This window comes from Geothrix campi (assembly GCF_024609265.1).
In the GTDB taxonomy this organism is placed as follows: Bacteria; Acidobacteriota; Holophagae; order Holophagales; family Holophagaceae; genus Geothrix; species Geothrix campi.
The window spans coordinates 52,756-66,764 of record NZ_JANHMP010000003.1; the positions used below are offsets into that span (position 1 = coordinate 52,756).

Sequence of the window (14,009 nt, forward strand, 5' to 3'; positions counted from 1 at the left end):
CCGTACTTCTCGGCAAGGCTCTTCAGCACCAGCCGGGCCACACCCGTGAGCGTCTCCTTGACGCCCTCGCCTCGCATGGCGCAGGCCTCGAAGGTGGGGACATGGAAGATGTTGATCTCCTTGTCGAGGGTGCCCACCGGCAGGGCGTTCGGCGTGTCCCGCTTGTTCCACTGGATCACGTGGGGGATCTTCGACAGATCCGTGCCCTGCTCCTTGAGGTTGGCGATGAGGTTCTGGAAGCTCTCCTTGTTGCTTTCCAGGGCCGGAGCCTGCGAATCCGCCACGAACACCACCGCGTCGGCGCCGCGCAGCACCAGCTTGCGGGTGGCGTCATAGAAGACCTGGCCAGGCACGGTATAGAGCTGGACGCGGGTCTTCATGCCCCGGATGGTGCCGAGGTCGATGGGCAGGAAATCGAAGAAGAGCGTGCGGTCCGTCTGGGTCGCGAGGGACAGCATCTTGCCCCGCCCTTCGCCGGGCAGCGTGTCGTAGACGTGCTGGAGATTCGTCGTTTTCCCACAAAGGCCCGGGCCGTAGTAGACGATCTTGGCCGTCAGCTCCTTAGTGGCCGCATTGAAAAGCACCATGCCTGCACCTTCGCGATGTCCCGGGAAGATTGGCGGGTCTACGGCAGGCCGTCAAGAAAGAACCGGGATAGGCGTACTATCCCCCAGGCCGCCCCTGATGCGCTACACTTCCGGCCATCCCACCATCCCTGAGGGTTTCCATGGCCAAGCTGCTGGTGCACGAAAGCGCGGGTATCCGCGAGTTCGAGATCGTGGACAACGAAGTCCACATGGGACGAGAGCTGGACAACACCCTGCGCCTCCCGGACCCCAGCATCAGCCGCCATCACTGCGTGCTCCGCAAGGTGGGTGGCGGTTACGAGATCCAGGATCTCCAGAGCAGCAACGGGGTGCTGGTGAATGGCAACCGGGTGCAGTCCTCCCCGCTCAGGAACGGTGACCGCATCACGCTGGGCCAGATCCAGCTCACCTTCCAGGATCCGCTCTCCGAGGTCGGCGCCACGGTGGCGGTGAGCCGCGAAGATGCACCCCAGCCCCCCCTTGGCACCGTGCGCATGTCCGCCGACCAGCTGGCCGCCATCCACACCGGGAAACCTCTCACGGGAGACGCCAAAGCCACCGCCCCGGACCAGCCTTCCACCGGGCCCGTCCCCACCCCGGTCAAGGTCGTCCCCCCGGTTCCCCCGGTGGCGCCACTCATGGCACCTAGGCCAACCGCCCCGGCCCGGCCCGCGGAACTGTCCTTCCTCGGCTCCCTCCTGCCCCCGATCCCCGACGACGCCCTGACCACAGGGGAGCGCGGCGATCTGGTAACTCGCCTGGTGGCCGTTCTCATCGATGTCGTTCCCGCGATCCTCATCTCGATCGTCTTCATGATCCTGTCTGCGGTGCCCTACGTCGGTTGCATCCTGCTGCCGCTCAATATCGCCGCCCAGCTCGGCTACTACTGGTTCTTCGTGCCATGGTGCGTATCGAAGTACGGTGCCAGCATCGGCAAGAAGGTCATGAAGCTGCGGGTGGTGCCCGAAGGAAACCCCCAGGGCCGCATCGATCTCGGACCCGCGATCCTCCGCCAGATCGGCAACTTTCTCTTCCTGAACCTCATCGTCCTCGCCGTGAAGGGTGATGAGCGCATCAGCCTCAGCGACATGCTGGCCAAGTCTGAAGTGCTCAAAGTGGACCGCTAGCGGTGATCCTCACCGGCAAGCAGATCCTCGAAGCCCGGGACCAGGGGAAGATCCGCATCGATCCCTGGAATGAGGTCCAGCTGAACCCCAACAGCTACAACCTGCGCCTGGGCGACGATCTGGCCGTCTACACCGACCATGAGCTCGACATGGCCAAGCCCAACGGCATCGAGTTTCTGAAGATCCCTGCCGAGGGCCTGCTGCTGAAGCCTGGGACCCTCTACCTGGGACGCACGCTGGAGTACACGGAGACCCACGGCATGGTGCCCATGCTGGAGGGGCGCAGCAGTGTGGGGCGCCTGGGCCTCTTCGTTCACGTCACCGCGGGCTTCGGCGACATCGGCTTCTGCGGCTTCTGGACCCTGGAGATCAGCTGCATCCAGCCCGTCCGCATCTACGCCGGCGTCGGCATCTGCCAGATCTTCTACCACACCATCAGCGGCAGCTACGACAGCTACGAGTCCGGCAAGTACCAGCGCAATTCCGGCATTCAGCCCTCGATGCTGTGGAAGGATTTCGTGAAGGAGTAGCGCGGCCGCGCATCGCCTGATCACGAAAAAGCGGCGCAGGTGCGCCGCTTTTTCGTGATCACTGCGAGATTTAGGGCCAGGAGACCTAAGCTTGGGCGCTCATGAGCTTGTTGAATCCGGCGATCTTGACCCACCAGATGATGAGGCAGACGAGAGCGACAGGGCCCGCAAGCACATTCACGAGAGGAATGAGGCCACAGCACTGCGCGATGCAGGCGATCAGGCCGATGGTGTAACCCGCATCGTCAACATTCTTCCCGTTCTCCGCCGCCCAGCTCTTGATGGATTCAGAGACATTCTTCACGACGAAGAAATGCCACACGAGGTTGAACAGGGGGATGAGCATGAGCCAGACCATGCTGGGGTTCATCTTCTGGTGACGTTCTCCAGTCAGATTCAAGGCCTTCTGCATCGTCAGGATGTAGAAGATCGCGACGGCGATGCCGATCGCTGCGGCCAATAGTGCGAAGATCAGGCACCCTCCGCCGAGCAAGGCGGCAAGAGCGCTGGAATCGGAATGAGACATGAATCCTCCTCAACAAAGGCGAAACGCACACTGGAGATACGATCAATAAAATGGCGCAAGACGAAAGACTACCCAAAGCATAATTGTGATTTAGGCGAGATACAAGATGCCCACGTCAGACTCTGGCCGGGGAGAGTGGGCCTCTTTTAAGAACGAGCCCTCTGGTCATCCCGTCCCTGGTCGGCCGTCGAACAGTATTGCTCCCACAGCACCTCGAAGGGCCGCACCTCCTGCTCGATACCCTTGAGCAGGAAGCCATCCAGCTGCCGGAGCTGTTCCTGGCCCACCAGCTCGGCCGTGCGGGGACCGATGACGATCTGGCCGGGCCTGGCCACGCCGCTCTCCAGGCGGGAGGCCAGGTTCACGGTACTGCCCATGACCGTGTAGTCCATGCGCTTCTCGCAGCCGATGTCACCCGCGAAGGCCTCACCGCTGTTGATCCCGATGCGCATCCTCAGCTCGGGATAGCCCTCGGGCCGATCCGCATTCAGGGCCCGCAGGGTCTCCTGCATGGCCGCCGCGGCTTCCACCGCGTGCTTCGCATGGTCGGGATCGGGGTTCGGCGCCCCGAAGAAGGCCATGATGGCATCGCCGATGTACTTGTCGAGGGTGCCACCGCGGCTGAAGATCTGGTCGATCATGGCCTCGAAAGTCCGGTTCAGGATGCCGGCCAGCACCAGGGGTTCCATGCCTTCGCTCATGCGGGTGAAGCCCGAGATGTCGGCGAAGAGCACGCTGATCTGGCAGCGTTGCGCCTGGAGGACCGGGGCCTCCTTGCTCTGGCTCGACTTGAGGATCTGGTCCACCACCTGGGGGCTGTGGTACCGCTCGAGCCGCTGGCGGAACTTGGCCTCCCGCTCGCGCTGGATGCCCACGGCGGCGAAGTTGGCCATGGCGCTGAGCAGGTGCTCGTCCTCGCGCTTGAAGCTGCCCTTGCTGAGGCTCGTCTCCAGGTAGATGACGCCCAGGGACTGGTTCTCCACGATGAGCGGGGCGCAGAGGGCCGAGGTGATGCCGTGGATCTTGATGCTCTCCCCCGCGCTGAACCGGGGGTCCATGCGGGCGTCCGTGGTGAGGATGGCCACCCGGTCCTTCATGGCCGTGCGGGCGATCGTGCGGCTGATGGGGTTGGGGTTGAGGCCCGGCTGCTCCTCCCAGGCCAACTCGGGCACCAGCTCACCGTTCGCGTCCGCGAGCAGGATGAAGCCGCGCTGGCAGGGGATCTGGGAGGTCACCAGGCTCATGACGGATTCCAGCAGCTCCGTCAGTCCCGCAGCCCGCAGCAGGGTGCCCGCCATGGTGGCCAGGCGCTGGAACAGGGTCACCGCCTCGCCCGCGGGGTGCTGGCCGCTGGCCTGGGCCAGCATGGCTTCCAGGCTGGCGTGGGGGACGAGGATCGACCCGGAGGCGTCGAAGGCACGGTCCTCCAGGGAAATCCTGGAGGTGCCGGGCCGCGGCGCCAGAGTGGTGTTGATCCCCGAGGGGGGCGCGGGCGACGTGTTGTCAGGGACCCACCTCACCATGGCCTCGCCCAGCAGCACCGTATCGCCGGGATGGAGCGGGGCGGGCTCCGTGAGGGTCGCGCCGTTCAGGGAGGTCCCGTTGAGGGACTTCATGTCCATGACGTGGGGCAGGCCATCCTTGAGGAAGATGCGGGCGTGGACCCGGCTCACGGCATTGGCCTGGATGCGGATGGTGGCCTGGTCGCCCCGGCCGATGGTCACGCCATCCTCCGTGAGGGTCACGGGATGCAGAGCGCCATCAACCTGGAGGGTGAGCTTCATGGCCAATCCGGAGGGGGGATTGAGTTTAGCACGCGAGGCAGACGGCAAAGGCAGGGCGCGGTATTCTATGAGGTTCCACCAGCAGGTGGTTGGAGATCCGTTGACCAAAGTCGGTTTCATGTCCCTGGGCTGCCCCAAGAACCTGGTGGATTCGGAAGTCATGCTGGGCCATCTGCGGCTCAAGGGCTACCAGATCACCCCCGTGCTGGAGGAGGCCCAGGTGCTGGTGGTGAACACCTGTGGCTTCATCGACGCCGCCAAGCAGGAGAGCGTCGAGGCCATCCTCCAGGCCGCGTCCATGAAGAAGGAGGGCGCCTGCGAGAAGCTCATCGTGGCCGGCTGCCTGGTGGAACGCTACCGGGACGAGCTCATGACCGAGATGCCTGAGATCGATGCCTGCCTGGGCACCCGCGACATCGAACAGATCGCCGAGGTGATCGGCGCCGGCGCCGCCTTCGAGTTGAATCCCAATCCCGACTACCTCTACACCGAGGCCAGCCCTCGGATGCTCACCACGCCCAAGGCCAGTGCCTACCTGAAGATCAGCGAGGGCTGCGACCACGCCTGTGCCTTCTGTGTGATCCCCCAGCTGCGCGGCAGCCAGCGCAGCCGCAGTGTCGAAAGCGTCGTCGCCGAGGCCCGGAACCTGGTGGCCCAGGGCGTGCTGGAGATCAGCCTGGTGGGCCAGGACACCACGGACTACGGCCGCGACTTCGGCGATCCCGACGCCCTGGAGAAGCTGGTGCGTGCCCTGGGCCAGGTCGAGGGCCTGCGGTGGTTCCGCATCCACTACGCCTACCCCAACCGCCTCACCGACGGCCTGCTTCACGCCATGGCCGAAACCCCCAACTGCGCGCGCTACCTGGACATGCCCCTCCAGCACGCGGATGCGGCCATCCTCAAGGCCATGGCCCGGGGCGGCAGCCGGGCTCAGTTCCTGAACCTGCTGGAGAAGGTCCGCCACATCGTGCCGGGCATCGCCATCCGCTCGAACTTCATCGTGGGCTTCCCTGGCGAGGACGAGGCCGCCTTCGAGGAGCTGAAGGCCTTCGTGCAGGAGGCCCGCTTCGACCACGTGGGCGTCTTCACCTACAGCCCCGAGGAGGGCACCACGGCCTTCGACCTGGGCGATCCTGTTCTCAAGCGCACCAAGGAGACCCGGAAGCGCCGCCTCCTGGAGCTGCAGCAGAAGATCGCCCGGGAGAAGAACCAGGAGAAGGTGGGCCAGGTCATCGACGTGCTTGTGGAAGGCGCCCACGAGGAGACGGACCTGCTCGTCAAGGGCCGCCACCAGGGCCAGGCCCCGGAGATTGACGGCAACGTGCTCCTGGTGGATGGCGCCCCCCAGGTGAACACCATCCAGCGGGTGCGCATCGTGAAAGCCCACGCCTACGACCTCATCGGCGAGGTCGAAGAGGGCGGCCTGGAGGCCAGTACCACCGCTTATGAAGCGGCCTTCAGGTCGAAGCGTTCAGCCCCCTGATCCGTCCGCGAACCTGCGGCGACCATAGGATGGCGAGGCCGGCGAGGCCCGCGGCCCCCACCAGCAGGATGGCCGTCCAGGATCCTTTGGCCGGGTCGAAGGAGGGCATCGGATTCAGCCGACCCAGGACAAGGGCCGCTCCGTTGTTGGTGAAATGTCCCAGGAAGGCTGGCCACAGGGAACCGGTGCGCAGCACCAGCCAACCCAGGAGAAGCCCAATGACGAAGGTTCCGGGGAGCTTGACCCAGCTGCCATGCGCCAGGGCGAACACCAAGGCGGTGAGCAGGAGGGCCCGTCGTTCTCCGCCGAGTTCGCGGATCCGCGCCAAGCCGTAACCCCGGAAGAGAACTTCCTCCGCGATGGGGGCACCAAGCACCACTCCCAGCACCCCCACCGAAGCCAGTGGATCTCGGAAGCTGGGCAAGCCCACCGTGCGGTCGATGGCCCAGGTCCAGGCCATCACGACCGGCAGGAGAGCCAGGACACCAAGGACCGTCCACGCCAGGACACCCGGGCCCACCGGAGCCAGGGGCAGGGCCCTGCGCCAGTGCTCCCCCCAGGCGGATTTCGCCACCCAGAGGACCCCGGGAACCACCGTCAGCATGGCCAGAAATCCGAGCAAGAACCCAAGGTGCGCGTGGGACTTGCTGGCAATGCCGGAAGCGATGACCAGCGGGAGGGGGAATAAATTGAGCCAGACGAACAGGCCCAGGGCTGCGCCCACGCCAGCGAAGGCCCGGTTGACACGGTCGGTCCCAGGTCCCGGGACAGCAGCTTCCTCTGCTTCTGGCATGTCGCATTCCTCGATTTGGGTTCCACCACTTGAACACATCGAACCTGGAAATAGCCAGGGCGAGGTCGACTAGCCCAGCCTGGCCCCGCTCGCACCTTCGGTGCGAACCCGGCTAACCTGGGGTGCACATCCCAACCCAGCCTCCAGAGGAGCTTTCATGCGCCCAGCCGCCATCCTGGCCTGTCTGTTGCCGATCAGCCTCGCCATGCTCGCCGCCCTTCAGGCCACCCCGCTGACCGCCCAGGCCCCAGCCAAGGCCATCGGCCCCAAGCCCGACGATCCCCGAGCCAAGGATTGCAGGGCCATCGGTCCCAAGCCTGATGATCCCAAGGCGAAGGACCCCAAAGCCATCGGCCCCAAGCTGGACGATCCACGCGCCAAGGAAGCCAAGGGCGCGGCCAAGCAGGTTCCCGCCAAACGCTGAGGGGCCGGCAACCAGCTGAAGAAAGCCTAAACGGACTCCGAAGGGCCTCGTAGGACTTCGAGAACCGTTCTCCGGGGATCTTTCATGCGCCATACGGCCTTGGCCTTGCTCTGCCTGCCCATCCTGGCCTCCCAGGCCCCCAACCCGCCCCACCTGGCCATTCCCCGTTTGGCCCAGGCACCCTCCATGACTCGGGACGCGGACCTCTCCACCTGGAAGGATGCCCAGGTCATCACCGAGTTCGGCATGATCATGCCGGATGACAAGGGCGAGAACCGCTGGCCCACCATCGTCCATGTGGGCTGGGGCCCCGATGCGCTCTACGTCGCCGTGGAGGCCAAGGACCCGGAGCCCTCGAAGATCCATGCCGCCCGCCACATGCGTGACACCAACAACGGCGACTTCGACTTCGTGGGCGTGGACCTGGACCCCTCCGGCAAGGGCCAAAGCATTGCCCGCTTCTTCGTGACCCCTCTGGGCGGCCAGATCGACGAGATCATGACGGACAGCACGGGAGAAAACGCCTCCTACGACTGCCTTTGGGATTCCACGGGAGTGCTGACGCCGGATGGCTATGTCGTGAAGATGCGCATCCCCTACAGCAGCCTGCGCCGGCGACCTGGCGACTGGGCCCTGCGCATCCTGCGCATCATCCCGCGGGAGCGGCGCTACGGCATCTCCTGGCCGCGCATGAGCAAGGACGTACAGTGCGACATCTGTCAGATGGCGCGGGTATCCGGGGCCCCGGTGGACAAGCCGGGCTCGCCCTTCCTGGTCATCCCCTTCGCCACCTACACCCGTACCCAGTCGTTGGAGACCAACCCGGGTGCGCCCGTGGAATCGAAGGCCCGCCTGGGCATGGACGTCCGCTACGCCACCACGGCCCTCACGTTCGAAGGCACCTACCGACCCGACTTCGCCACGGCGGACGCGGATGTGGACCCGCTCCAGATCAACAGCCGCTTCAAGGTGTTCTACCCGGAGCGCCGGCCCTTCTTCCTGGAAGGCATGGACCTGCTTTCCCCCCCGGCGGCCCAGCGGCAGTTCTTCAGCCGCTCCATCCAGAGCCCGCTGTACGGCCTCAAGGCCTCGGGGCAGGGCTCGCTGGCCAGCTGGACCCTCCTCCATGCCAAGGACGATGACGGCGGCCTGATGCTGAGCGCCAACGGCGCCCAGGGCGTCGAGGGGTTGCCCACCCAGGACACGGCGGCCGCGCTGCGCCTCCAATTGGACGGGCGGGGCTCAGGCCTCTCCTTCCTCGGCACGGACAAGCGCCTCCAGGGCGGGCCGGACACCACCGGAGGTCAGAGCGGGGGCCTCTACCTGGATCAGTACCTGGGTTCGGAATTCCACTTCATCGGCAGTGTCATGAGCGCCACCTCGCACCTGCCCCAGGTCGACGGCAGCCTGCTCTCGCAGCGCGGGACCTCGACCTCCGCCGAGCTGGACTGGAACACGCGCCACTGGTTCGGCTCGGCCGTCAGCCAGACCACGAGCCCCGGCCTGGTGCTGGTGTCGGGCTTCACCGATCTCCGGGGTTACCGCCAGCAGAATGGAACCTTCGGATGGCAGGGCAACTGGAACGGGGGACGGTTCTCCCAGGCGAACACCTACCTGCGCGTCCGCCGCCTGGTGTGGTGGGATGGCAATCCCTTCGACCGCGCCGTGGGCCTGAGCAGCTACGTGGAGACCGCCAACCGCTGGGCATGGAGCCTGGACTGGGATATCGCCGGACGGACCTGGGCCAACGATGAGGTGACCTCGAACGCCACCCGCAACATCAACATGGCACTGAGCTGGAAGAAACTCATCTGGGCCCAGATGCTGGTGCGGGCCACGACCGGACGCACCATCGACCTGGCCTCTGGTGCCCCGGCGAACATCCGCACCACCAGCTTCAGTTCCCACGGTGCGGTCGGAGACGTGTCCTATGACCTTTCCGCCCAGAAAACCGAACTGAATCGCGAGTCCGACGATCTCCGGCTCGTGCGGGCCCGGAAGCTTGCCACCACGGCCACCTACCAGATGCCCCACGCCTTCTATCTGAAGGCCCAGGCCTTCGTGGTGCGGTACGACGGCTCCGAGATCGATGGGGTGGACAAGTTCCTCAAGGCCTTCGTGGGCTGGCAGCCTAACGCCTTCACCAACGCCTACCTGGGCTGGTCGGGCCAGCGGCGGCAAGATCCCACGGCGGTGATCCCCTCCGAGCGCATGGTGGAGCGGGGCCTCTTCGCGAAGTTGGCTTACGCCATGCAGTTCTGAGGCGGAGGACCGTTACACTGGTCCGATGCTGCAATTCCGCAACCTGACCCGCGCCTACGAGCTTGGCGGCGAACGTGCCGGCGTGTTCGGCGTGTCGCTGGAGGTGCCGAATGGCTGCCTGGCCGTGCTGGCTGGCCCGAGCGGCAGCGGCAAGACGACCTTGCTCCAGCTCGCGGGACTGCTGGATCAGCCCGATGAGGGCGTCGTCCTTCTGGACGGACAGGAAGTGTCCAGCCTGTCTGAGCGGGAGCGCTGCAACCTGCGGCTGCGGCACCTGGGCTTCGTGTTCCAGGCCTTCAATCTGGTGCCCGTGCTGTCTGCCCTGGAGAACGTGATGCTGCCCCTGCAACTCCAAGGCCTGGCCGAGGACGAAGCCCGCAGCCGCGCCGAGCGGGTACTGGATCGCGTAGGCCTCGCGGACCGCCTGCACCACCGGCCGGGGCAGCTGAGCGGCGGACAGCAGCAGCGCGCCGCCATCGCCCGCGCCTTGGCGCCGGACCCTCTGCTGGTGCTGGCTGACGAACCCACCGCCAGCCTCGACCATGCCCATGGCGGGCCACTCATGGACCTCATGGCCGAGCTGGCCGCCGAGCGCGGTGCCACCTTCCTCGTGGCCAGCCACGACCCCGCCGTCATCGCCCGGGCCAACCACGTCTTCCGGCTGGCCGACGGGAAGCTCATCGAGGAGGAGCACCTGTGATCCTCCCGCGCCTGGCCCTCCGCAACCTGCTACGCCAGCGGCGCCGCACGGCCCTCACCCTGATGGTGGTGGTGGCGGGCTTCCTGGCCCTCGCCCTGGCCGGGGGCTTCATGGCCCAGACCTTCCAGGGCCTCTCGGATTCGGCCATCCGCGGCGGCCTAGGCCATCTCCAGGTGATGCCCCCCGGGGCCATGGAAGGCGATGAAGCCCAGAGCCTGGAGAAGGCCCTGCCCGACGGCGAAGCCCTGGCGGCGCGGCTCCGCCAAGATCCTGCTGTGGCGGAGGTGTTGCCCCGCACGCAGTTCATGGGGCTGCTCTCCAGCGGCGCGAGGAGTGTGGCCTTCCTGGGCACCGCCGTGGATCCCGTGCTCGAACCGCAGCACATGGCCTGCCTCGGCGCGCTGAAGGATGGCGCCAAGGCCCCGGGCGGCGCGGGTTCCCGCTGGCTGTCCGCGGATCCGGCGACCCGTGAGGTGATCCTCGGCGCGGGGCTGGCCCGCAGTTTGGGCGCCTCCGTGGGCAGCGCACTCACCCTCATGTCCACCACGCGGGATGGCGCCCTCAACGCGGTGGACGTGGAGGTGGTCGGCCTCCAGGACCTGGGCTTGAGGGAGCTGAACGACCGCCTCCTCACCGTGAGCCTGGCGACCGCGAACCAGTTGCTGGACGCAGGCCCGGCCCGATCACGGCTGTCCATCGTGCTGAAGCGGCCTCAGGAGACGGCCTCCGAGCTGGCGCGGATCCAGGCCCTCCTGCCGGAGACCTTGGTGAAGCCCTGGTTCGAGCTGGCCTCCTTCTACCGGCAGGTCAAGCTGCTGTACTACGCGATCTTTGGGTTCATGGGTCTGGTGCTCTTCCTGGTGGTGCTGCTGGCGACGGCCAACACGCTGCTGATGTCCGTCATGGAGCGCGTCCGCGAGTTCGGCGTCCTGCGGGCCATGGGGCTGCAGCCCGGCCAGCTGGTCTCGCTGCTCCAGTGGGAAGGCGCCTTCCTGGGCCTCCTGGGCAGCGCCCTGGGCCTGGTGGCGACGCTGCTGCTCCGCGCAGGCCTCAACGCCCTGCATATCCAGATGCCCGCCCCGCCCGGCACCAGCCACGGCTACGAACTAGACATCCACTTCGTGCCCGCGGTCTACGCCATCGTGGCTCTCGGCCTCCAGGCGACCCTCCAGCTGAGCGCCCTGTTCCCGGGCCTCAAGGCCGCGCGTCTGCGCATCGTGGAGGCCCTGAGACATGTCTGAGCCCCTCGGGTGACTTCGCAGGCTGCGGGGCAGCCTGCGAAGTCGGGATCCGGGGAGGCTCAAAATCACGCCCGAGTGGGACGGTGCCTTACCATGAGTCATGGATTCGATGACGCCTGACCAGGTCCGACAGAGAAAGGCACCTCGCCCCGCCTGGTGGCTCGCCACCGGCTTCGGCAGCGGCTACCTGAAACCCGCGCCGGGCACCTGGGGAAGCCTGGCCGGCCTGGCGGCCTGGCTCGTGCTGGTGTGGATCGTCCGGGGTTGGGCCCTCCCGTCCTGGGTCCTCTTGGCGGCCCCGCCGGCCCTCGCCCTGATGGCCGTCTGGGCCGCGGATGGCGTGGTGAAGGAATCCGGCCAGAAGGATCCCTCCTTCGTGGTGGTCGACGAATGGGCCGGCTTATGGATCGCCCTGACGCCCCTGCTGTTCACGGTCACCGTCCAGCCCCAGCCCTGGCTGCTCTGGACCGCCCGCCTGGTGGCGCCCTTCATGCTCTTCCGCCTCTTCGACATCTGGAAGCCCGGGGTCGTGGACCGCGCCCAGCGGCTGCCCGGCGGCTGGGGCGTGGTGATGGACGACGTGCTGGCCGGCCTTCTTGCCACCCTGATCGTCTGGCCTCTGGACCGCTGGCTGGGCGCGCAGTCGCTCCTGCACCCGGGCATGTGGCGCTAGCAACCCTCAGCCGGCGGTTTCTTCCCGCAGCTTCTTCCACACGGCGGGCTCGCTGAGGCGGCCGGTCTCGTCGAAGTGGCGGCTCTCGATGAGGTAGCGGTAGCCCTGCTCGGTGAGGAACAACTGCCGGTTGCGGGCGAACTCCTGCTCGGTGGTGTCACGGCTGATGAGCGAGTAGAAGTAGCTCACGTTCCGCTCGCCCTTGGGGCGCAGGATGCGGCCCAGGCGCTGGGCCTCCTCCTGCCTGGAGCCGAAGGTTCCGCTCACCTGGATGGCCACGGACGCGTCCGGCAGGTCGATGGCGAAGTTGGCCACCTTGCTCACGATGAGCACCCGCAGCTGGCCCTCCCGGAACTGCCGGAAGAGCGTCTCGCGCTCCTTCTCGGGCGTCTGGCCGGTGAGCACGGGCGCGCCCAGCCGCTCGCCGATGATGCGGAGCTGCTCGAGGTACTGGCCGATGATGAGGATGTTGTCGGTCGGATGGCCTGCCAACAGCTCGTCCATCACGGCCATCTTCAGGCTGTTCTCGGAGGCGATGCGGAAGCGCTGGCGCTGGTCGGCCACGGCGTATTCCATGCGCTCGTCCGTGGGCAGGGGGACGCGGATCTCCAGGCAGTGAGCCGTGGCGATGAAGCCGTCCTTCTCCAGCATCTTCCAGGGCACGTCCACCCGCTTGGGGCCGATGAGGCTGAAGACGTCCTCCTCCTTGCCATCCTCGCGCACCAGCGTGGCCGTGAGGCCCAGGCGCCGCTTGGCCTGGAGCTCCGCCACCGCCCGGAACACCGGCGCGGGCAGCATGTGCACCTCGTCATAGATCACCAGGCCCCAGTTGGCGGCCTCGAAGAGCTTGAAGTGTTCGAAGGGCCCCGTCTTGCTCTTGCGATAGGTGAGGATCTGGTAGGTGGCGATGGTGACGGGCTTGATCTCCTTGGTGTCGCCCGTGTAGAGGCCCACCTGGTCTTCCGTGAGTGTCGTCTTGTCCAGCAGCTCCTGCTTCCATTGCTTCACGGCCGTGCCGTTGGTGGTGAGCACCAGCGTGTGGGTCTGCAGGGTGCCCATGCAGCCGATGCCGATGACGGTCTTGCCGGCTCCGCAAGGCAGGACCAGCACGCCGGCGCCACCGTCGGGCCCGCCGCCCGCATGGAAGACATCCACCGCCGCCTGCTGGTAGTGACGCAGGCCGAAGGGCTTGCCATTCTGCTTGGTGATGGGCGAAAGTTCGAAGGGCAGCGGATCGCCGGGCTTGTAGCCGGCCATGTCCTGCACGGGATGGCCCAGGCGGATGAGCTGCAGCTTCACCTCGCCGCGCATGCCGGTGTTCAGGTATATGCCCTTCTCATCGGGGTAGGGCTCGGCCAGCATCCCCTGCAGCGACTTCTGGTTCTCCAGCTCCCAGAAGAGGCCGCGATCGTCCATCTCCAGGGCCAGGCGATCGCCCTTGGCCACTAGGCGCAACTTGCCGTAGCGGGTGCCATGGTCCTCGATTTCCTGGAGCAGGTTCTGCGGTACGGGGTACTTGGACCAGGTATTCAGGGTCTCGATCATGTCCGCGCATGCGACGCCCGAGGCGGAGGCGTTCCAGAGGCTGAGCGGCGTGATGCGGTAGGTGTGGATGTGCTCGGGGCTCTTCACCAACTCTGCGAAGCGGGCCAGTTCGTCGCGCACCTGCTCGAACGCCGGGTTGGCCACCTCGAGCAGCAGCGTGCGGTCGCTCTGGACGATCAGCGGATTGTCGGGACGGAGGGCGATCACGGTGGCGGCAGACCCAAACCTTCAGCCTAGGGGCCAACGGCGGCAGGGTCAATGCGGGCCTCTGGCCAAAGGCCCGACCCTTGGTGCAAAAGCCAACTGGCACGTGCCTTTGCCTGTCGTATAGTTT

General features: G+C 66.4%; 12 protein-coding genes and 1 pseudogene. 8 read left to right on the forward strand and 5 right to left on the reverse strand.

Features of this window, described 5'->3' with window-relative positions; genetic code table 11:
• Window positions 1-14 precede the first annotated feature (14 nt).
• A pseudogene (locus tag NOV65_RS15630) lies at window positions 15-587 on the reverse strand (GTP-binding protein); the annotation flags it as partial.
• Window positions 588-727: 140 nt separating this feature from the next.
• On the opposite strand from NOV65_RS15630, the gene NOV65_RS12080 reads away from it, so the two are divergent.
• Both NOV65_RS12080 and dcd read left to right on the forward strand, forming a co-directional pair.
• Window positions 728-1,714: an FHA domain-containing protein gene (locus tag NOV65_RS12080; protein ID WP_257306722.1), complete on the forward strand. Its 987-nt coding sequence runs from the start codon at window positions 728-730 to the stop codon at window positions 1,712-1,714.
• 2 nt (window positions 1,715-1,716) lie between these two features.
• The gene (dcd, locus tag NOV65_RS12085; protein WP_257306723.1) at window positions 1,717-2,244 is read left to right on the forward strand and encodes a dCTP deaminase; all 528 of its coding nucleotides are present in this window, start codon (window positions 1,717-1,719) and stop codon (window positions 2,242-2,244) included.
• A gap of 85 nt (window positions 2,245-2,329) precedes the next feature.
• Here dcd and NOV65_RS12090 read toward each other — a convergent pair whose 3' ends face one another.
• Together NOV65_RS12090 and NOV65_RS12095 are read right to left on the reverse strand one after the other, a co-directional pair.
• Entirely contained in the window at window positions 2,330-2,770 is a 441-nt protein-coding gene (locus NOV65_RS12090; protein WP_257306724.1) for a DUF4328 domain-containing protein, read from the reverse strand.
• Between the two features lie 146 nt (window positions 2,771-2,916).
• Window positions 2,917-4,554, reverse strand: coding sequence for an adenylate/guanylate cyclase domain-containing protein (locus tag NOV65_RS12095; RefSeq protein WP_257306725.1), 1,638 nt, complete (start codon window positions 4,552-4,554; stop codon window positions 2,917-2,919).
• A gap of 100 nt (window positions 4,555-4,654) precedes the next feature.
• On the opposite strand from NOV65_RS12095, the gene rimO reads away from it, so the two are divergent.
• Window positions 4,655-6,037, forward strand: coding sequence for a 30S ribosomal protein S12 methylthiotransferase RimO (gene rimO / locus NOV65_RS12100; protein WP_257306726.1), 1,383 nt, complete (start codon window positions 4,655-4,657; stop codon window positions 6,035-6,037).
• On the opposite strand, the gene NOV65_RS12105 is transcribed toward rimO, so the two are convergent.
• On the reverse strand, window positions 6,012-6,830 hold the full coding sequence (locus tag NOV65_RS12105; protein WP_257306727.1) for a CPBP family intramembrane glutamic endopeptidase: 819 nt from the start codon (window positions 6,828-6,830) through the stop codon (window positions 6,012-6,014). The genes rimO and NOV65_RS12105 overlap by 26 nt on opposite strands.
• A 157-nt stretch (window positions 6,831-6,987) precedes the next feature.
• Between NOV65_RS12105 and NOV65_RS12110 the strand changes: the two genes are divergently transcribed.
• The 5 genes from NOV65_RS12110 to NOV65_RS12130 all read left to right on the forward strand — a co-directional run bounded on the left by NOV65_RS12110 (window position 6,988) and on the right by NOV65_RS12130 (window position 12,130).
• Window positions 6,988-7,254 (forward strand): hypothetical protein, encoded by a 267-nt coding sequence (locus NOV65_RS12110; RefSeq protein WP_257306728.1) that lies wholly within the window; start codon window positions 6,988-6,990, stop codon window positions 7,252-7,254.
• Between the two features lie 84 nt (window positions 7,255-7,338).
• A complete protein-coding gene (locus NOV65_RS12115; protein ID WP_257306729.1) occupies window positions 7,339-9,516 on the forward strand; it encodes a DUF5916 domain-containing protein in 2,178 nt (725 codons plus the stop codon).
• 25 nt (window positions 9,517-9,541) lie between these two features.
• Window positions 9,542-10,216 carry an ABC transporter ATP-binding protein gene (locus NOV65_RS12120; protein ID WP_257306730.1) on the forward strand — a complete coding sequence of 225 codons (675 nt, stop codon included), beginning with the start codon at window positions 9,542-9,544 and terminating at the stop codon, window positions 10,214-10,216.
• Complete coding sequence (locus NOV65_RS12125) at window positions 10,213-11,457, forward strand: ABC transporter permease (RefSeq protein ID WP_257306731.1); 1,245 nt, start codon at window positions 10,213-10,215, stop codon at window positions 11,455-11,457. Before NOV65_RS12120 ends, NOV65_RS12125 begins: the two co-directional genes overlap by 4 nt.
• Window positions 11,458-11,557: 100 nt before the next feature.
• On the forward strand, window positions 11,558-12,130 hold the full coding sequence (locus NOV65_RS12130) for a phosphatidylglycerophosphatase A family protein (RefSeq protein ID WP_257306732.1): 573 nt from the start codon (window positions 11,558-11,560) through the stop codon (window positions 12,128-12,130).
• A gap of 6 nt (window positions 12,131-12,136) precedes the next feature.
• On the opposite strand, the gene NOV65_RS12135 is transcribed toward NOV65_RS12130, so the two are convergent.
• A complete protein-coding gene (locus NOV65_RS12135) occupies window positions 12,137-13,882 on the reverse strand; it encodes a DNA repair helicase XPB (RefSeq protein WP_257306733.1) in 1,746 nt (581 codons plus the stop codon).
• Window positions 13,883-14,009: the final 127 nt, after the last annotated feature.

Bases quoted from the DNA above. Each gene is read 5' to 3' on its own strand.
- NOV65_RS12130 (WP_257306732.1), top strand. From the start codon at position 11,558: ATGGATTCGATGACGCCTGACCAGGTCCGACAGAGAAAGGCACCTCGC.
- NOV65_RS12110 (WP_257306728.1), top strand. From the start codon at position 6,988: ATGCGCCCAGCCGCCATCCTGGCCTGTCTGTTGCCGATCAGCCTCGCC.
- NOV65_RS12115 (WP_257306729.1), top strand. From the start codon at position 7,339: ATGCGCCATACGGCCTTGGCCTTGCTCTGCCTGCCCATCCTGGCCTCC.
- NOV65_RS12080 (WP_257306722.1), top strand. From the start codon at position 728: ATGGCCAAGCTGCTGGTGCACGAAAGCGCGGGTATCCGCGAGTTCGAG.
- NOV65_RS12120 (WP_257306730.1), top strand. From the start codon at position 9,542: ATGCTGCAATTCCGCAACCTGACCCGCGCCTACGAGCTTGGCGGCGAA.
- NOV65_RS12095 (WP_257306725.1), bottom strand. From the start codon at position 4,554: ATGAAGCTCACCCTCCAGGTTGATGGCGCTCTGCATCCCGTGACCCTC.
- NOV65_RS12090 (WP_257306724.1), bottom strand. From the start codon at position 2,770: ATGTCTCATTCCGATTCCAGCGCTCTTGCCGCCTTGCTCGGCGGAGGG.
- NOV65_RS12105 (WP_257306727.1), bottom strand. From the start codon at position 6,830: ATGCCAGAAGCAGAGGAAGCTGCTGTCCCGGGACCTGGGACCGACCGT.